We start from the raw sequence: 19,059 nt of genomic DNA, 5'->3' as shown, positions 1-19,059 counted from the left end.
CCACGCAAACGAGTTATCTGTGTGGCTTTTGTTTTACTTGGTAATGTTGTTATCAAATAATCGATGCGTAGCAATTCTATCATCATTTCTCTATCCAGTTTAATAACTGCTTATAATGCCTTTTGGCGTCTTCATATCCAAGATTATATAAATGAATCAACTTATCCTTATTTCTTTCAATTCCGCTCACAGGAAGATGAAGGCTTGGTTGAATGATAAAAAAGTTACTGTTCTGTTTAGGAGAATTCATATAAGAAATGGTATCATTATACAATTGATAATGTTCTGCTAGAAGATTTGCGACTTTCGGATAGCGTCTATATAAACATTTCACCATTTTCGAAAATGGATTGGGATGCTTTCGATATCCTGCTGGCTTTGTCATAATGACAACATTTTTTTGAAATCCATCATCTTGTGCCTTACGAACAGGAATAGGATCAATAATTCCCCCATCTAACAATTTTCTTCCTCCATACTCTACAGCAGGCGCAATAAATGGTACAGAACTTGAAGCACGAATGATTTTTAATATATCATTCCCATGCTCATGTTTATTGTAATACAGCGCTTGTCCGGATTCACAGTCTGTCGTTCCAATTACAAACTGCTCCTTTGCATTCATAAAGGCTTGAAAATCAAATGGTACAAGTTTATTTGGCACTTCATCAAAAAGAAAATCCATACCAAATAATTCCCGCTTTTTAATAAAGTTTCGATATGATATATAACGATGGTCGCATACTAATTCTATATTTACTTTTTTATTTCTCCCTTTTTGTCTTGATAAATATGTTGCTCCCATGCATGCTCCTGCAGAAACGCCTACTACATAAGGAAAAAATAAAACATTCTCCATAAAATATTCAAGCACACCTGCAGTATATAAGCCTTTCATTCCTCCGCCCTCTAATACTAAACCGATATTTTTCATTTTCCCTACCTCTATTTTCATTTCTTGTTTTTATTTTGACACAAATTTTTGGTATGAAGTGTCAACTTTTCTTTGCAAACTTGATTCGAATCTCGTTTTTCTTTGTAAGCTTCTCCTATTCTATAACATGGTACAATATACATATGGATTATAAAGAAGGAGGAATCTTACATGGGTTTATTTAGCGGTATTTTAGGAAATGCATCTGATACAAATATAGAAAAGGTAGAGCGTGATTTACAAAACATTATGCTACGTGATGAGCGCGTTGAATATGCTTATAAATTAATTCGTGATTTAATCGTCTTTACAAATCGACGAATGATTTTAATTGATAAGCAAGGTATAACGGGTAAAAAAATAGAATATCATTCTATCCTGTATAAAAGTATTACACAATTCAGTGTTGAAACTTCCGGTCATTTTGATTTAGATGCTGAACTAAAAATTTGGGTATCTAGCATGGAGGCGCCTATTATAAAAGAATTTAAAAATGATGATAGTGTTTTAAGTATTCAAAAGGCCTTAGCAGAATATACAACCCGATAAGTTGTATGTTTATGCAAAACGAAAAGTTTAACCCCGTATTTTTTGGAACAACATACATTAAAAAGTTATAAAAATACAAAAAGGATGGTTGGAACGTATTTTTAACTCTCCTTTTTGTATGAAATAAGTGATGCTTGACCATTCGTATCAATAACAAATTCAACTTCTATCACTTCCTTACCACCCTAATCGATTTTTGCAGGTAAATGTTCGATTTCTTGAATCCATTGTTTCACTTGTTCCTTAGTAATCGTTTCTCCGCAATGAAATTCCCCAATTGGATAGCGTGAATTTTTCACTATGCATTTCCCCTTTATCATGTTAAATATGCTTACCAAACATAATGAAAGAAATTTCGTTTTATACTCTATTTCTCGACTGGAATATGTACAAAATTATTCCTTTCTAAATACTCAAATATAATAAATTCTTTTTTTAATAATAGATTCCTGTTTCATTTCCTATTCCATTTCTTTTTTCCACTTGTTAACACTAATTTTTATTTTCGTTTTAGCAACTCCTATTCTCCCAAAGTCTTTCCCACTTAAAATATATTTACGGATTATGAAATTGAAATATAGATGCCTAGAACCCATACATAATACGCAAATAATTTAAGAGAATGCTTTTTTAATATTGAATCATCTAGGTGAAAATTCCGTTAATCCGTGAATAATTCCTAATATAAAAGCTTCTAACCAGTTCATGATTGCCCCCTTTCTCGTTTGCTTGTACCAGTATATATTCAGATTTACTTGTTATTAATCATTTCGATATAAAAAAACATGACCTTAATAGTGCTAGGTCATGTTTTGGTTTGCTATTTTATTTATAAAATACTTTATCAATATTATATTTCGCTTGAAGTGTGTTAATGATATACGTTTCGTAAATCTCTCTTTCCATTGGATCTTCAACAAGACATACATCAATACGGTATACTTCATCACGATGTGCTTTCATTGGAGAAACGTTGTCCTCGAAATGTTTTTTAATGCGTTGTCTAATTTTTCTTGCTTTCCCAACAAACAACAGTTCATCATGAATGTTATAAAACATAAAAATGCCACCTTTGTCTCTTGGGAATAGATGAAAATCAATAAATCCATGAATTGGAGTAATTCTTGGTTCATCGCCTTTTATAATCTGTTTTCTTTCTGTAATAGAAATATCAACTGCAGGTATATCAATTTTAATCAAATTGGTTCACGTCCTCTTTTATGATAAAAGAAAATAATAGCATAAATATATAAGAAAAGCTATTTTGTTTTAATAGTTCCTATATAAAAGCAAAAAAAGATTAGGTGTATACGCCTAATCTTTTTTGCTTTATAATGATTCAATCGCTCCCGCTACATCATAATCCCTTAAATCTAATTCTATTTCTTTCCCTAAAGCGAGTTTTGCCAGTTCGGAACCGAGATATGGTCCAGCGGTTAATCCTGAAGCACCTAAACCATTTGCAACAAGAATTCCTTCAAAATTAGGTAACGGTCCAATAACAGGTAAGAAGCCTGGTGTAAACGGTCTAAATCCAACGCGCGTTTCAATCATTGTACTATTTTCTAACCCCGGAGCAACAGATAAAGCTTTAGCAAATACTTCGTGTAAACCACCTGCAGTTACTCGGCAGTCAAACCCTGTATCGTTTTCATGTGTTGCACCGATAACAATATGGCCGTCCTCAAACGTTAGGATATATTGATCATTTGGCGGCATAACAACAGGCCAATTTTCAGTATCTGTATTTGGCATATGCAAATGAACAATTTGCCCCTTTTGGAATGTAACTAAGAAATTCACGCCTAGGGGTTTTAAAATCTCATTTGCCCATGCACCTGCAGTAATAATGACTTGATCTGCTAGCATTGTTTCCCCATTTACTGTAACACCTTTTATTTTACTCTCTTCATGAATTAACGCGGCATCTCCTTGGATAAAAGTGACACCATGTTTCTTTCCAGCGTTTATAAGAGCCTGTCGCAATGCTCTTCCGTTCACTCTTGCCGCCCCGCTTATATGTACAGCACTATATTCTTCTGATAATGGTGGAAATAATCGTTTTGTCTCTTCTTTCGATAAACGAGTAATTTCTCCAATTTCAGGAGCATCTTCACGACGTTTATATGCTCGTTCTTCCATTTGATCTAACTTTTTATCATCTGTATGAAGACTAATTGCTCCTACTCGGTTATAGCCTGTATCTGTTTCACCGTCCTCCTCTAATTGCTGAATTAAAGAAGCGTAGTATTTTGCACCGCCTTTAGCGATTTTATACCAAGCTTTATTGCGGCGCTGTGAAAGCCATGGACATACAATCCCTGCTCCCGCATCTGTAGCTCGTCCTAGATCTTGACGATCAATTAATGTAACCCGTGCTCCTGCCTTAGCAAGATGATAAGCTGCAGATGATCCTAGAATCCCAGCTCCAACTACAATATATGATTTCATTTCAAACACCTTTTCCGTTCTATTGTTTATACACAAATTCTAAATATATTTCTGCGTTGTTTAGAACTGTATTTAGTATACTATTGATAATTCTTGAATGGTATTCATTATTTACGTCTCGTTCATCATTTCGAAAAAAACATACTGAACTGTACTTTAACTTATCGTGAATCTAATAAAAAAATCATGCAATTTATGAACATTACTTACATACTAATACATTAAAACTCGTTTGATTTGTTTTGTGAAAGTGGTTTATGTATCAAAATACAAAGGAGTGAGTCATATGCCTTCCGTGATTGAAGGAGTCATTATCGAAAATTGTAACGGAACATTTAATTTAGGTGATAAGTACAATATACAACCAATAGCAATGGATAAAGGTTATCATGGTTCTGGTTCCTCAAGCGTAGGAAATACATGTACAATCTTTAATGGTGTTAGCGTAACCAATGTAAGTGACTCGGATAAAAATGATGAAAGCGTCGGCTTTACACTGTAACTTTCTATGTTTTGTTCCTCAAAAGCAACAACTTATAAACAATTAATTAAACGTTAATAACTAGATGATGACTGGAGAAGAGCATGCAACTACGAAAAATAAATACAACTACAAGTTATCTGGTGAAGGGAAAGAAACAACTTGTTTCTCCTTTATGGTAACAGAAGTTAAAATAATTCACCAGTCATCACAGTCATAAACTCCTTAAAAAACTGTTCGTAATTCATTTGCATCGCAATCCTATGTTTTGGACGATTACCGTATGTTTCTGGTTCAAATGTATTTCTAAAATCTCCTATACTTTGTCCTCGTACATTATCAAGTACATTAACTGTCACTGCCGATCGCAAGTACGTAAAAATATCATCTCGATTAATCGCAATCAAAGTGAGCGCATCATGAACCGGGCTCCCTTGTATTCCAGGGACTTTTTTTTGATAAAATTGAAAATAGTAATAATCTAAAAGAGGTTTCAAAAACTTAGTTTTCCCTTTAGAATGAATATAATTGACCATTTCTGGTGTCACGATAGCTGATTGTGTAACATTCAAAGGATAAATAGATAGATTCTTTGCATATCTCATTACTATATTAGCTGCACCAGGATCGCCATAAAAGTTTGCTTCTGCAATAGGAGTGACATTACCCGGATAAAGAAACGCTCCTCCCATAATATAATAAGAATGCACGTTTTCCATCACGTCTCCATATAGAAGGAATAAAGTTGCAAGTGAAGTTAACCTTCCAGTATTCACAATAATAAGTTCATTTTTATATTGCTTTATAAGTGTGAGAACTTCGAAAAAATTCTCAAATGATTCAAGCGCTAGCCCTGGTTGAATGGGTCCAATTCCAAACTGACCGTGAACTTCCGGATAAAAAGTTTCAGCTTCTGAAGACATGGAATGCTCTGCCCCACCAAAAACTTTTATATGTTCTTTTCCTACACTTTTAAGTAAAAACCGAACATTTCTAATAACTTCATCTTTAGGTACATTTCCATAATCTGCAACAATGCCAATAACATCAATTTTATCTGTTAAATGCGCATATATGATAGCTATTGTATCATCAATTCCAAAATCCCCAAAAAACAGTACCTTTTTCCCCATATATTGTTTCTCCTTATGTTTTTTGTTAACATACACTTTCGTTAATAGTATTAAAATTCCTGTTATATGAAAAAAATAGTATGACCTTCACTGTTCTTAATATGTTTTCTGGTGCACTACACTTATCAATTCCGTAAACATATACAAAAGTTCCCTATTATTAAGGAATCATACTCGCACTGAAAATCATACTTCTCCCATTATGCGAAATAAAATCAATAATGTCGTCATCACCGACAACAAATCCTCCTAAACTGTCAAAAGATTTACTGAATGTACCTGCGATAAGATTCAACACCAAAATGCTCACATGTACCACGACCGTTTTCCCCGAATACTCCGATACTATGGGCATCATCAACTAATAAATGTGCACCATATTTCTTTTTCAATTTTGCGAAGCTCAGTTAATAAAGGATTAATTTCTCCTTCTAACACAACAGTTTCGCCTAAATTTAATGCATTCTCTCTTAAATCAATATTCTCAAAAGAAAAAAATACAATTACTTCATCATATATACAAGCTAAATAACTTGTTCGCAGGAAAGAGTTGAAATGTTAGCAAAAACGGTACAAATCTTATATGCTAGCAATGAAAGAAAATCCCCTTTAAAACCTAATTATACAGAGGATTTAAAGGGGATGATTCTTATATACGAACATCTTATTTTTTCTTTCTGCGATATAAATCCATTGTTTTATATCCTTGCGAAAGAACTTCTGTCATCTGTTGTCGACGTTTATCACGTGTTTTTTGCTGCTTGGCAGAAAAGATATAACGCGCCCAATCTTTTTGGTAGCCAGGTGTTAAACTTTGATAAAACTGAAGCTCCTCTGGATACGCAGCTAGTAACGCTTCAACATCCTTTACATGAGTTATATAATCATCTACACATTGGCTAGAAGCAGCTGCTTTCTTTTCCTTTCTTTTTTCACGTTTTAAACCGACCACTGTAAAAACATCATCCATGCTTACCATACGTGAAAATTTCATATCACTATTGTCGACATAACCATCTTCTCCAACTTTTAATGCAGGAAATATGTCATCACGATGAATAAATGTCGGATAACGAGTATTTCCTTTTTTCGGATAAGCAAAAAATAAATACCCCTTCTCAAGTAAAAGGTCTTCATTATGGATAATAAACTTGGTTCGTTCCACCATTTCATCAAGTGTTTCTACAAAAATAAAAATCGCATCATGCGCTTTATTTACAGGTGTTGATTGATTTGGAAAAACATCGTAATCAGTTGGTTGGTTCAGAACCGCCATATTATTGTATTTATTAAGCTTTAATTTATCGATAATTGACATAGTAAACTCCTTTTTTTATTCGCAGTGATATTTATCATGCTTATATTAACATAAAAAAGACACCTTATCGTATGGAACGATTCGTTGGAAAGTTAAAATCATGTAAAGTTTCATTCTTTCACTGTAAATATATGTACATTTTTTTATTTATTAGGTATATTATGAATATCGGATGACTACGAAATAAAATGTTTCGCATATAAAACCTTGTATTTGTATATCCAGGAAAATTATAAAATTTGTCAATTGAATATGAAACGGAAGGAGGTTTGTGGGTTTATTTACCGGGATATCATAATCAGTTTGATAAAGCTGATAACAATACAGGAGGCGACATAATGTTTCGTACAATTTCAAATTTCATGAGAGTAGCTGAGATAAGGCGAAAAATCTTTTTTACACTTGCGATGCTAATTGTTTTTCGGATTGGCACGTTTATTCCAGTTCCTCATACAAACGCAGAAGTTTTAAAAATACAAGATCAAGCTAATGTACTAGGTATGCTGAATGTATTTGGCGGAGGAGCTTTGCAGCACTTTTCAATCTTTGCTGTTGGTATTACACCATATATTACAGCTTCCATCATCATTCAGTTATTGCAGATGGACATTATACCTAAATTTACAGAATGGGCAAAGCAAGGAGAAATGGGCCGTAAAAAACTAGCTCAATTCACTCGATACTTTACAATCATTCTCGCATTTATTCAAGCCATTGTCATGTCAATTGGCTTTAACAATATAGCAGGTGGACAATTAATTACAAATACAAGTTGGACGACTTATCTATTTATCGCAATCGTGCTAACTGCTGGTACTGCCTTTTTACTTTGGTTAGGGGAGCAAATTACTGCAAAAGGCGTCGGAAATGGGATTTCGATACTGATTTTTGCAGGGCTTGTTGCGGCGATTCCAAACGTTGTAAACCAGATTTATTTACAACAATTTCAAAATGCTGGCGATCAACTCTTTATGCATATTGTCAAAATAGCATTAATTGCTTTCGTTATATTAGTAATCGTTGTCGGTGTTATTTACATCCAGCAAGCAATTCGGAAAATCCCTATTCAATATGCAAAAGCAGTTTCAAACACCAATCAATATCAAGGAGCAAAAAACACGCATTTGCCTCTTAAAGTAAATAGCGCTGGCGTTATCCCAGTCATCTTTGCTTCTGCCTTTTTAATGATGCCCCAAACAATCGCGCAGCTGTTCCCAAATTTGAGTGTTTCAAAATGGATAGGTGAAAATTTTAACTCTGCCCATCCAATTGGAATGTCTCTTTACGTAGGGCTCATTATTGCATTTACATATTTCTATGCATTCGTTCAAGTTAACCCAGAACAAATGGCAGAGAACTTAAAAAAACAAAATGGATATGTCCCTGGCATTCGCCCTGGTAAAGCAACCGAACAATATGTCACAAGCATTTTATACCGCTTAACTTTCATTGGTGCAATCTTTTTAGGCGCCATCTCGATTCTACCAGTCATTTTCTCAAAAATTGCGACACTACCACCTTCCGCACAAATCGGTGGGACAAGCTTACTCATTATTGTAGGTGTTGCATTAGAAACAATGAAAACATTAGAAAGCCAGCTGGTAAAGCGTCATTATAGAGGGTTCATAAAGAAAGTGAATTAAAAAACATACTAGCATTCTTTTATTACATAAAGAAAAGGATAGATAGCAGAGAATCGTTCTGTAATATCTATCCTTTTCTTTATGTAAATAGCTGTATTTACTACTACAGCATATGATTGACAATTTGTCGAAGTACATTTTTGAATCCCTAACTTCCACTGTTTTTTCACTTATCTATTTATCGAATTCCTTAATTGGAAGAAGTATTCAAGTTTATGAGTCTTATTTAGGTTATACCATGCATGTAACGTATCGGGTGCAAATACATCTAATTTTTTCAGTACTTCGATCGTAAATTCCAGAGGTGCTAATCCTGATGCAGTAACTAAATTCTCATCAGATACCGCAGGTTGCTTCTCATAAAATGGTTCTCCTTTATAATTAGGACAAACCATTTTAAGATACTCTAAGTCATTACTTGTGTGCTTTCTAAAATCTAAATATCCCATATTCGCAAGAGCCTCAGTTGCACCACAAATCGCAGCAACAATAGTACCAAGCTTTAAAGCTTCGCCAACTTTTTTTAAGATAGGTTGATGAATTTCTTCTCTCCAAGTATTCCCCCCAGGTAAAATTAAAAGATCTTTACTCTCAAGAGTACATTCATCAAGAGGAATATCTGGTTTTATGCTCAATCCTCCCATTGTAGTGATTATTTCTTTATTAACTCCTACTGTGATTACTTTTAAAGGTGCTAAATCTTTTTTAAAACACCTTCCTGAATTTAGTTCAGCAATTAAATATCCATATTCCCAGTCTGACATTGTATGAAATACATAAAGATACACTTTCCCTGTTCGCAACTATTAACACTCCCATCACCATGTATAATCATATAATTAATAAAAATTTTATCTCCCTCCTATATTATAAAAGATTTCTGTTTTATTATCGAATACTAATAGCCTGCATCGATTTTCAACCTCTTTCTATATATGTAATAAACCATTTGTCCCATTCCTTCTTTTAACAATTTCATATGTGATCATTGATTCATTTAAAAACAAACGAAGTAGATGCTTCTTTTTATTAGGTATAACTTATCTGTTACATCACTTTACGAATGAGTTATTCGGTGTTAAACGAAAATGCTATGTTGACTGTCTCATTTTTAATGAAATTTAGAAAAGAGCACTTATTTCCGTAAGTGCTCTTTTTCAGGGATTGTGAGATGCCCTATTAACGAAAGCTGAGGTTACTAAAGTTAATGGGTATCAACAGTATATGCTTGTCCTTTTTCGAATGTTACATCGAAAAGATACCCCTGCTAGTTATAGCAATAAGACTTGTCTACTTAAGTATTTCTAACAATTATGTCGCGAGAAATTTCTTCCTAACATACTATCACAATTAGAATCATTCTCGGTGCATTTGACTCAAAAAGTTTGGATAAAAAAGGGATTAACATAAAAAAGAAGAATATCTTTATGAATAAATAAAAGCGAGGGATATAAATGCCACAATCTCATACGATGGACATAAGTAATATAAAAAAATTAGAACAGGAGCTGTCTACTTTATTAGATACTCCCATTTCTTCAGAGAAAGATCTTAGGAATTGGTTAAAAAAGCAGTCAAAATTAATATGGGAAATTGAAGAACAATTAAGAGTTCATTATATCGATTTTCAGTGTAATACTGACAATCATGAAATTAAAAATGTGTTTGAACATGACCAGCAACATGTACGCCCTCTTTTAAAACGTTATCAAAGCTTGTTTGATCAGAAATATTTAGCATCACCTTTTCGGATGCAACTTAATCCCGATACTTATGATCTACTAGATAAAAAGATTCAAAATGCACAATCCTTATTTAGCGAAAAAAACATTGAGCTAGAAGTAAAAGAAGATCAATTAGTGACGCAATACTATGAAATTACAGGAAGCCTAACTGAGATATGGGACGGGAAAGAAAAAACAATTACGGAATTGCAGTCTTATTTACAAGACCCTAATCGAACTATACGTAAAAGAGCAAAAATTCTTATTTCAGAAAAGTTTTTATCTGTCGAAAAGGAATTACAAATTATTTTTAATGGACTAATTACAATTCGGCATCAAAAAGCAAAGAATGTTCAATTAGATAATTATCGTGATTATATGTTTAAAAAATATGAACGCTTTGATTATACACCAGAGGATTGCTATAAACTTGCGGAATCTATCCGTAAATATGTTGTACCGCTTCTAGATAAAATACTTCATAAACAAAAAGCTGCCCTTGAAGTAAATGCCCTTCGCCCATGGGATATAGCAGCGGTAGCACCAAATAAAAAACCTTTAAAACCTATTAAAAATAAAGAGCAATTGATTGAAAAAAGTTCTTCTATTTTGCATGATTTAGACCCTTCTTTTTCGAATTTGTTAAAGCGAATGCATAAAAATAATTTATTAGATTTAGAAAGTCGAAAAGGAAAAGCTGCTGGTGGCTTTTGTGAGTATTTACCCGTTTCTCAATTATCTTTTATTTTTATGAATTTGAATTACACGCAATATGATGCGCTTACTTTTCTACATGAAATGGGTCATAGTATTCATAATGAATGCATGAAACATTTAGAGTTACATCAATATCAAACGATTTCAATGGAAGCTGCTGAATTAGCTAGTATGACAATGGAATTATTTTCATTGGACCATTGGGATACATTTTATACAAATAAAGATAATTTAAAGCAAGCAAAAATAGATTTCTTTGAAAATATTATTAAGTATTTACCCGCAATGGTTATCGTTGATCAATTTCAACACTGGATGTATGAAAATCCCAACCACACTATTCAAGAGAGAAATGACACGTATTTGAAATTATATAAAACTTATCAGTCAAGTGTAGTAAATATAAATGGATATGAACATTGGATCTCCACTGGATGGCTGCCTATACTACATATTTTTGAAGCGCCATTCTATTATGTCGAATATGCGATTGCACAAATTGGTGCATTAAACATGTATAAACAATATAAAGAAAATCCAAAAGAAGCCCTACAAAACTATAAAAAGGCTTTATCTTTGGGGAGTTCAAAGTCTTTGAAAGAAGTGTATGAAGCAGCTGGAATCCGCTTTGATTTTTCTGAGGACACAATAAAAAATTTGATGTTATTTGTAGAAAAAGAACTTGAATTGTTGGAAGGGCTATAAAAGTAAAAGCTATAGCCTCTACTTTTTCCATATATTTATAGGTATTACCTTTACTTATCAATCTGTAGTGCTACAATATCACTTCCTTTTAAGTGTCTTTTGGAAAAATAACAAGGGGGATCTATTTTATATTTAAGAATTACTTGTATAATTTTTCCACGCTAAATAATAGTAAATACATTGAATCATTAAAATAATAGTTGTAATGCCTGTTAATAATAGAAAGTGAGTAAATCCAAAATCTAATGAGTATATTGTTATTAAAGCAATCACTACAAGAGGTATAGAGGTTAACACATTATAAAAACGCTTTTTAAAAAAATTTTTATTTCCGTTGTTTTGCGTATCAGCCATAAATAGTCCTCCTTATCTTTCTGTTTTTCTGAATTATTCGATTATCTATACTATAACATAAAAAATGAATCCTACTTACAAGATTCTGCTTTTTATATAACTAGGCACACAAAACGCCTACGATTGAAATGAACCATTCGTAGGCATTTTGTTATGTATCATCACTTTTATATAGGTAAAATCAGTATGAATTTTTTACTTAGCAAACACATGATTTCCAATTTGCGCAACGATTTGACGTGTTGTTATCCATTTATCAGTCGCTGTTTGTGGATTATAAAAATATAACCAATCGGCATTTTCGCCTTTTGAAGTAAGTGCTTCTTCTACTGCCATTTTTGCTTCATGTGAAGCGGGTTGGTTAATTCTTCCGTCCGTAACTGGTGTAAAAGCATAACCATTTTTAATAGGTTGATAAATGACACCTGTAATTGTGTTTGGAAAATCCTTTGCATGAACACGATTTAAAACAACTTTGGCTACCGCAACTTTCCCTTTATGCGGCTCTCCCCCAGCTTCAGCATTTACTAAGCGGGCCATTAAATCGACTTCTTGTAGCGAAAGACCTGTATCAATTTTTAAGTGCTGACCTATATAAATTTTATCACTGTTTATATGATTATTTTGTTTAAGAAGTTGGATGGAAACATTGTATTGTTGCGCGATAGATGCCAATGTATCGCCTCTTTTTACTTGATAAATGACTTGGTATGTTGAATGAGACTCAGCTGCATGATATTGTGGTGTATGTTGTTTTGGCTTCGATACATTTGGAATCGTTAAACGTTCCCCAGCATAAATTTGAGAAGTTGTTTTATTGTTAGCTTGTTTCAGAGATTGAACGGATACTCCATATTGGTTACTTATATCACTTAGAGTATCATTTTTTTTGACAGTATAGGTTGAAGCATCTGCTTCTACTGGATTTGAGATTAGTGTAATCATTGCTGCAGATATTGGTAGCAGACTTTGCACCTTACGTAACTTCATTCGAAAAAAACCTCCTAAAATTGTGAAACCATGTTTTATTAGCGCATAAAACAGTAAACTAATTTAGTTACAGCATACTAAAATGTAAAATGATAATCATGAAATCTATCTATACTTTTGGTGCCTTTAATACTAATTATTATGTAGAGATAATAAAATAATCTCACTTTATTTCTAAAAATACAATACTTATTTATGAAGCAATGGAAATCAAAGCATTATTTTACTAAATAGTTCTCTAACTCTTGAATTAAATATTTTGCCCCTTCAGGACTTAAAATAATTTTACCATTTGCAAGTGAAATATTATCATTCGATACTTCCCCTGTTATTTGACAAGTGTTGTAAGGTACATATTTCTTTAAAACGATCCTTTCATTTTCTACAAATATTTCCAAAGGTGATTTAATGCCAATATCTAACATGTCTCTTAATTCTTTTGAGATAACAATTCTTCCAAGTTCATCCACTTTTCGGATAATTCCAGTTGATTTCATACATGCCTTCCCCCTAATAAATTAATTCAAACTAATTCATAGTTTTTCAAATTGTAAACTATGAATTAGTTCTTTTTCCCTATCATTATAATATTTGGTAATCAGCTCAAAGTGATTTTTAATTAAACTTTCAACATTTTGTCTTTTAATATTATTAATTACACCTTTTTATTTAAAAATGTAACACTATTTTTATGATTGTAATATTTAAGTATAGGTTTTATTAATTAATAGATAAATCTAAGACAAGCACGTAAACTATCAAGCAATTGTTGAAAAGTTGAACAAACTGGATATACTGCTTCTTTTCTACATCATCTTCTTCATGATTCCAAAATACGATTGTCAGTGACTCAGGAGCGTTCCGATAATCGAAGCATAGAAGATTGCCGAATGGAATGATATACTTTATAGGAAGTAATTATAAATTTGAGTCAGATGATTCTTTCGTTTCTCTAACTACTTTGCAAATAAACCTTCCTAATGCATGATGCATTGAAGGGAAGATTGTAAATATGACATCCATTGTTTTGCGTAGTGGCATAGGGCAGATTATAAGTTTATTTTTATGGACTCCATTGATGGCGATTTTTGCAAGTTTTTATGGGCAAAGTATGCTTACTTTAATACCAAACTCTTCCGCTTCATAATGAAGAGAGGTTGTTAAACCTACAATAGCATGTTTAGTTGTAGAGTAAGCTGAAGCTATAGGAGATGGACCAAGCCCTGCGGCAGATGCGGTGTTAATTATATGTCCAAATCCTTGCTCCTTCATAATCTTATATCCTATTTGAGTACCATAAATAACTCCCCATAAATTGATATCAATGATTTCTTTCCAGTTTTCTATCGACATATCATACAATTCACCATACATAGAGATTCCAGCATTATTAAATAGATAGTCTAACCTGCCAAATTCTTCATATATTTCTTTTATTACACGTTCCACACAATTGTAATCAGTAACATCTAAATACATAAATCTAGAAGTTAAAACATCTTGGTTAAGCTTTTCTTCAAACGCTTTTCCTTCCCTCTTATTAATATCAGTGATAACTATAAATACATTTTGAGAAGATAATTCATTACAAATAGCTCTGCCAATTCCTGATGCGCCACCTGTTACAATAGCACCCTTTTTATTTTCTTCCATTTCAATCCCCCATAAATTCATTTATTTTTGTGACTGAATGGTACTACTTTTAGCGAATAAAAGTTGATCTATCATCAATGCATATTTCTCTGCCACACATAAAGCACCCTCACTATTTAAATGAATACCATCTAAAGTCAAATGAAGTCCTCGTTTACGGGATAATCGATCGATTCGAACTGGATTTCTATAAAAAAGTACATCCTTCATCACTGTCATAACACTTGTGCTAATGTAGTCTGAACTGTGCACATTAGCCAGTCGTTCCTCAAAGACTGACTGAATATCCAGAAAACTAACATTTGAATATTGTTTCGAGATATTTTCAATAACAGAAGACAAATCCCTTAACTCGCAATTTGGTTGATTGTTTAAATTTTCTCCTACTATTGCCGGTGAGACCACAACAACATACTTAGAAAAAGGAATGACCATATTTAGCATTTTGCTGAAATAATCATTAAATTCTCGGTGATCTTCTACAATTGGTTGGGCTTGCACCTTCAATAATTTTGAATAAACATCATTAGTACCAATCCAAAGGAAAATTAAGACAAAATTTGATTCTAATTTTGTCTTCGATAATCGTGTATGCAAACTTTTAACTGTTTCCCCTGGTTTACCAAAGTTTAAAAATTTGATATTTGGATATTTTCGCTTTACTATATTAACAAAAGACACTCCTGGACGACCTTCAGTTAAACTGTCACCGATTAACCCAATCTTCATTTTCATTTCCCCCTTTCTTTATAGATTTTAAAAAGATTGTAATCGCTTGGCTAAACAGAGGTTCTAGCGCTTTCAACTCTTCTGTATTCGTAAGCTGGCATAACCCCCCAAGCCATGTTCCTAGCAATATAGTCCATTCATCTAGATTTCCATCTTCAAACTCATTTTTTTCGATTCCCTCTTGTAAAATTGCTCGATAAGTACTCATTGGTACAATTGCTAAATCGAATAATTTCTTGACCGATTCAGAACTAGATTTTGGGTTTGAAGAAAACTCTTGGCCTGATTTTAATAAAGGCGTTTGGTAATTATAAAGGACATGAATTGCCATACCGTATAGTTTTTCAGTTGCTGTTGAGTAAGTAGACTCTTTTGCTGCCCATTTTTCATACCAATTTTGCATAGTTTCTTGTGCTAAGAGAACAAATAATTGTTCTTTGTTTTTAAAATGATAATATATATGTCCTTTGCTGTAACCAGAGGCTTTTGCAATATCCCCGACTGATGTTTGATTATATCCTTTTTGAGAAAACAAAAGAGAGGCATGCTCCATAATATCCTTTTTTGTAACTTCGCTATCATAACGCCTTTTATTCAAATAAATCCCCTCCTTATCATTAGTACAATCGTTCTAATTTAAATATACGTATAAGATTTAATTCTTGTGCAGATGGTAAAAAAATTTTTTTATACTTGTAGGGGAAAATCCTAGGTGAAGCCTGAGTCATATTAGTTTATCTTGAAGGGTATGTGGTACAAGTAGGTTTATAGTAAAAAAATAACTACAAAAATAAAGGTGGATTTGAGTCAATATTTTGGACACAACAAAGTTAAATCTAAGCTACTTTTTTAGCTAGATTTTCTATTGCTTGGGGAGTTTTATAGCCAATGGCTACTATGAATTCTCTTGCGGTTATACCATCCCTCGATATAAGGTCTGATTTTATAACTCGCGAGTAAGGTTTGAAATTCCTGACTTGTATATTGCGTTCCTAAGTCAGTATGTAGAATGAGACCTTTTGGTGGTTTCCATGTATAGTAAGCGTTTTCTAACGCTTTTACCATAAGATTTGTTGTCATATTTCGTGAAAATGAATATTCAACAATTTTTTAGAATACAAATCCATCACAGATGTAAGGCAACACCAGCCTTCTTTTTGCGTATGAATATAGGTGATATCCGCCACCCACTTTTCATTAATTGTTGTTGTAGAGAAGTCCTGTTTTAATAGATTTGTCCGTTCTTCTACAGTTGATCTTGATAAATGTGGTTTGTATTTTTTAAGATAATGGAACGAATGTTTTCTTTTTTCATTCTTTTTAGATCTTTTAGTGTTATTTCGTCTTCATCAACTGATGTGATAGGAGAATATACTTTAATCCATTTATAAACGGTTACCTCTGATACGCCATACTCGCTGCTTAATTGTTTGACAGGTTGTCCCGAATGATATATCAACAATCATTTTTTAAACTCTTTATTAAATTTCTTGTTTGTCATACGGACACTTCCTCCTTGAAACCCATTGTAAGGACTGAACTCAGTTGTGTCCATATGACTGTACTAACTCTAAGAGATTTAGCAATAAAATTAGAAGGAATAACTTGCTTCCCTATATAATCTAAATTTATCACGTTTATAAATTGTTGCAAAACGCTCATCAAATCTCTATAACCCTTATAAATTCCTTAGCGTACAATTTTCTCGAAATAGTATGGTAACTCTAATATAAATTCATCTCTAAAAATGATAAATTTATCAAGAGGTTCTAAAATACAACAAGTACAGATATAATCCTTGATTTCAATCTTTTTAAATAAAAAACAAGTATCTATACTTATCTCAAAATTAGAATTAATAAGATTTTTCGTATGCTGATTTACTATATTTCTTATATCAGTACTTAAGGGATATCTTATTCCTTTACCCGTTGCTTTTACGTAAGATTCTAATACTGTCCAAAGTCTCAAAAGTATTTTTTGTTTTTCTTCACTCGTGTTCATTCTTAAATCCTTCTGTAAATAAGTAGTGAATAAACTCTCCATATACTCTTCTAAATTTCTACCACAATACATATATTCAATATCAATCCCAACACTTCTATTAGCGATCGCAATAGCAAGCATTTCATTTGAGTGAGTAATATTAAATTCCAAAGAATCTATAGTATTAGTTAGTATGTATGGTTTTCCATAATGATTATAATAAAAAACTATATCTTTCGGAAGGATATCTAAATAGTAACTTAATACTATACGTAGTATAGCTCTACCCACAATAAATCTTTCTTGGTCGCTTCGATAATAAAAAGCCTCTGATTTAGATAATTCATCTGAATTTAAAATTGCCTTCAAATTATTTATTTCCTTTTTGTATATTTCCAAATTTATTAACCAAATATGAATGTTATTATTTTCGATAACTTGTTTACATTTAAAAAAATTCAACTCTTTCATTCGGATACCTTAAATTTAATTCGCAACGCTGTACATCCATACACTAAACAACTCTGAATTGGATTAAGTTTACTATTACTAAACTTAATATCTCTTACCATTTTTAATAACGTTTGAATCGCTATCTCTGCCTCCAGTCTTGCTAAAGGCGCTCCTAAACAGAAGTGAATACTTTGACCAAAAGTAAGATGCTTAATTGATACTCGGTTGATATCAAAGGTATCTGGGTTTTTAAATTGCTTCTCATCACGATTCGCTGATGCAATCCACAATATAACCTGATCCCCTTTTTTTATTTGATGACCACGCAGATTAAAATCATTAGCAGCGAATCTACTAGTATTTAATACTGGGGGATAAAACCTTAATGTTTCTTCTATGGCGTTTTTAATAAGATGTGGATTTAACCTTAATTGATTCTCTAAATTATCATCTTCTGCTATTCTTCTAATCAAATTTGCAATTAAATTAGTAGTGGTTTCATTTCCAGCAACTAATAGTAAATGGCAAAATTCTAATATTTCTATTTGGGTTAATCCCTCACCCTCAATTCTTGCTTCTACTAATTTTGTTATTAAATCATTTTTCGGATTTTCTTTTCTACGACTTACAATCTTTGAAAAATATACATTTAATTCTTCTCTTACCTCGTTTTTTTCACGTATAACTTCTCTTAAAGCGTTAGGACTATCATCGTTGGCCCCCTTGGCAATAATATCCGACCATTTTTTAAAAAGATAATGATCTTCTGATGGTACACCCAATAAATCTGCAATAACAATAATAGCTAAAGCATAAGAAAAATCCTGAATAACTTCCATTTCTTCATTAGGTAGTGTTTCATTAATTAATATTTTAGCTATATCCTGTATCCTAGGTTCAAGGTCTTTAATTAGCCTTGGCGTAAAAGCATTTGAAATAATCCCTCTCATTTGTGTATGCCTAGGGGGATCCATACGAATAATACTGCTTACTAGAACCGGCTCTGGCCGATCTGACGAAAAATTATTATAATCTTTTAATATATTAAGAACATCATTATAGTTAAAAACATCCCAGCAACCTCTTTCTTCATCATATCTTATTGGAGTATTGTTTCTCATTTCTTTAAACCATGTAAAAGGGTCTAACTTAGCTTGTTCTAAAATTAATTCTTTTACAGGCTTCACGAGACCCAGTCCCTTATTTTTCATTTTAAAGTTTTCCATGTAAACACCTCAA

18 protein-coding genes and 3 pseudogenes are annotated in these 19,059 nt (G+C 32.5%); 4 read left to right on the top strand and 17 right to left on the bottom strand.

Annotated elements, in window-relative coordinates; all coding sequences use genetic code 11:
- Positions 1-82 precede the first annotated feature (82 nt).
- Positions 83-934, bottom strand: a complete 852-nt coding sequence (locus MR059_RS06580) for a patatin-like phospholipase family protein (protein WP_242161653.1) — start codon at positions 932-934, stop codon at positions 83-85.
- Positions 935-1,105: 171 nt separating this feature from the next.
- Here MR059_RS06580 and MR059_RS06575 point away from each other — a divergent pair, with 171 nt between their 5' ends.
- On the top strand, positions 1,106-1,483 hold the full coding sequence (locus tag MR059_RS06575) for a PH domain-containing protein (RefSeq protein WP_048722987.1): 378 nt from the start codon (positions 1,106-1,108) through the stop codon (positions 1,481-1,483).
- Between the two features lie 825 nt (positions 1,484-2,308).
- Here MR059_RS06575 and MR059_RS06570 read toward each other — a convergent pair.
- Positions 2,309-2,683, bottom strand: a complete 375-nt coding sequence (locus MR059_RS06570; protein WP_012094330.1) for a nucleotide excision repair endonuclease — start codon at positions 2,681-2,683, stop codon at positions 2,309-2,311.
- A 129-nt stretch (positions 2,684-2,812) separates the two neighbouring features.
- Complete coding sequence (locus MR059_RS06565; RefSeq protein WP_012094329.1) at positions 2,813-3,934, bottom strand: NAD(P)/FAD-dependent oxidoreductase; 1,122 nt, start codon at positions 3,932-3,934, stop codon at positions 2,813-2,815.
- Between the two features lie 286 nt (positions 3,935-4,220).
- On the opposite strand from MR059_RS06565, the gene MR059_RS06560 reads away from it, so the two are divergent.
- Positions 4,221-4,436: a spore germination protein gene (locus MR059_RS06560; RefSeq protein ID WP_012094328.1), complete on the top strand. Its 216-nt coding sequence runs from the start codon at positions 4,221-4,223 to the stop codon at positions 4,434-4,436.
- Positions 4,437-4,603: 167 nt separating this feature from the next.
- On the opposite strand, the gene MR059_RS06555 is transcribed toward MR059_RS06560, so the two are convergent.
- The 4 genes and pseudogenes from MR059_RS06555 to MR059_RS06545 form a co-directional block, all read right to left on the bottom strand.
- Positions 4,604-5,548 (bottom strand): nucleoside hydrolase, encoded by a 945-nt coding sequence (locus MR059_RS06555; protein WP_012094327.1) that lies wholly within the window; start codon positions 5,546-5,548, stop codon positions 4,604-4,606.
- Positions 5,549-5,708: 160 nt separating this feature from the next.
- On the bottom strand, positions 5,709-5,867 hold the full coding sequence (locus MR059_RS06550) for an aminotransferase class I/II-fold pyridoxal phosphate-dependent enzyme (RefSeq protein WP_242161652.1): 159 nt from the start codon (positions 5,865-5,867) through the stop codon (positions 5,709-5,711).
- A gap of 74 nt (positions 5,868-5,941) precedes the next feature.
- Positions 5,942-6,046, bottom strand: a pseudogene (locus tag MR059_RS22460) (DUF1259 domain-containing protein); the annotation flags it as partial.
- A gap of 166 nt (positions 6,047-6,212) precedes the next feature.
- A complete protein-coding gene (locus tag MR059_RS06545) occupies positions 6,213-6,866 on the bottom strand; it encodes a YdeI/OmpD-associated family protein (protein WP_242161651.1) in 654 nt (217 codons plus the stop codon).
- 338 nt (positions 6,867-7,204) lie between these two features.
- Between MR059_RS06545 and secY the strand changes: the two genes are divergently transcribed.
- Positions 7,205-8,509, top strand: a complete 1,305-nt coding sequence (secY, locus tag MR059_RS06540; protein ID WP_087094944.1) for a preprotein translocase subunit SecY — start codon at positions 7,205-7,207, stop codon at positions 8,507-8,509.
- 170 nt (positions 8,510-8,679) lie between these two features.
- Here secY and MR059_RS06535 read toward each other — a convergent pair whose 3' ends face one another.
- A complete protein-coding gene (locus MR059_RS06535) occupies positions 8,680-9,312 on the bottom strand; it encodes a type 1 glutamine amidotransferase family protein (protein ID WP_012094324.1) in 633 nt (210 codons plus the stop codon).
- Between the two features lie 651 nt (positions 9,313-9,963).
- On the opposite strand from MR059_RS06535, the gene MR059_RS06530 reads away from it, so the two are divergent.
- Positions 9,964-11,655 (top strand): M3 family oligoendopeptidase, encoded by a 1,692-nt coding sequence (locus MR059_RS06530; RefSeq protein WP_242161650.1) that lies wholly within the window; start codon positions 9,964-9,966, stop codon positions 11,653-11,655.
- Positions 11,656-11,787: 132 nt separating this feature from the next.
- Here the strand turns inward: MR059_RS06530 and MR059_RS06525 are convergent, their stop codons facing one another.
- The 9 genes and pseudogenes from MR059_RS06525 to MR059_RS06480 form a co-directional block, all read right to left on the bottom strand.
- Positions 11,788-12,009: a hypothetical protein gene (locus tag MR059_RS06525; RefSeq protein ID WP_242161649.1), complete on the bottom strand. Its 222-nt coding sequence runs from the start codon at positions 12,007-12,009 to the stop codon at positions 11,788-11,790.
- A 195-nt stretch (positions 12,010-12,204) separates the two neighbouring features.
- Positions 12,205-12,999: a LysM peptidoglycan-binding domain-containing protein gene (locus MR059_RS06520; protein WP_242161648.1), complete on the bottom strand. Its 795-nt coding sequence runs from the start codon at positions 12,997-12,999 to the stop codon at positions 12,205-12,207.
- 218 nt (positions 13,000-13,217) lie between these two features.
- The gene (locus MR059_RS06515; protein ID WP_242161647.1) at positions 13,218-13,496 is read right to left on the bottom strand and encodes an AbrB/MazE/SpoVT family DNA-binding domain-containing protein; all 279 of its coding nucleotides are present in this window, start codon (positions 13,494-13,496) and stop codon (positions 13,218-13,220) included.
- A 421-nt stretch (positions 13,497-13,917) separates the two neighbouring features.
- Positions 13,918-14,652: pseudogene (locus tag MR059_RS06505) on the bottom strand (SDR family oxidoreductase).
- Between the two features lie 21 nt (positions 14,653-14,673).
- Positions 14,674-15,381 carry an SGNH/GDSL hydrolase family protein gene (locus tag MR059_RS06500; RefSeq protein WP_179196701.1) on the bottom strand — a complete coding sequence of 236 codons (708 nt, stop codon included), beginning with the start codon at positions 15,379-15,381 and terminating at the stop codon, positions 14,674-14,676.
- Positions 15,359-15,979, bottom strand: coding sequence for a TetR/AcrR family transcriptional regulator (locus MR059_RS06495; RefSeq protein ID WP_012094317.1), 621 nt, complete (start codon positions 15,977-15,979; stop codon positions 15,359-15,361). Before MR059_RS06495 ends, MR059_RS06500 begins: the two co-directional genes overlap by 23 nt.
- Positions 15,980-16,217: 238 nt before the next feature.
- A pseudogene (locus MR059_RS06490) lies at positions 16,218-16,843 on the bottom strand (DDE-type integrase/transposase/recombinase).
- Between the two features lie 227 nt (positions 16,844-17,070).
- Positions 17,071-17,838, bottom strand: a complete 768-nt coding sequence (locus MR059_RS06485; protein ID WP_012094315.1) for a 4'-phosphopantetheinyl transferase family protein — start codon at positions 17,836-17,838, stop codon at positions 17,071-17,073.
- A complete protein-coding gene (locus MR059_RS06480; RefSeq protein ID WP_012094314.1) occupies positions 17,835-19,046 on the bottom strand; it encodes a cytochrome P450 in 1,212 nt (403 codons plus the stop codon). Before MR059_RS06480 ends, MR059_RS06485 begins: the two co-directional genes overlap by 4 nt.
- Positions 19,047-19,059 lie beyond the last annotated feature (13 nt).

Origin of the sequence: Bacillus cereus group sp. BfR-BA-01522, from assembly GCF_022662635.1 — a bacterium.
Lineage (GTDB): Bacteria > Bacillota > Bacilli > Bacillales > Bacillaceae_G > Bacillus_A > Bacillus_A cytotoxicus.
Note: the sequence above shows the minus strand (reverse complement) of the source record. Positions and strands in the feature narration are given on the sequence as shown.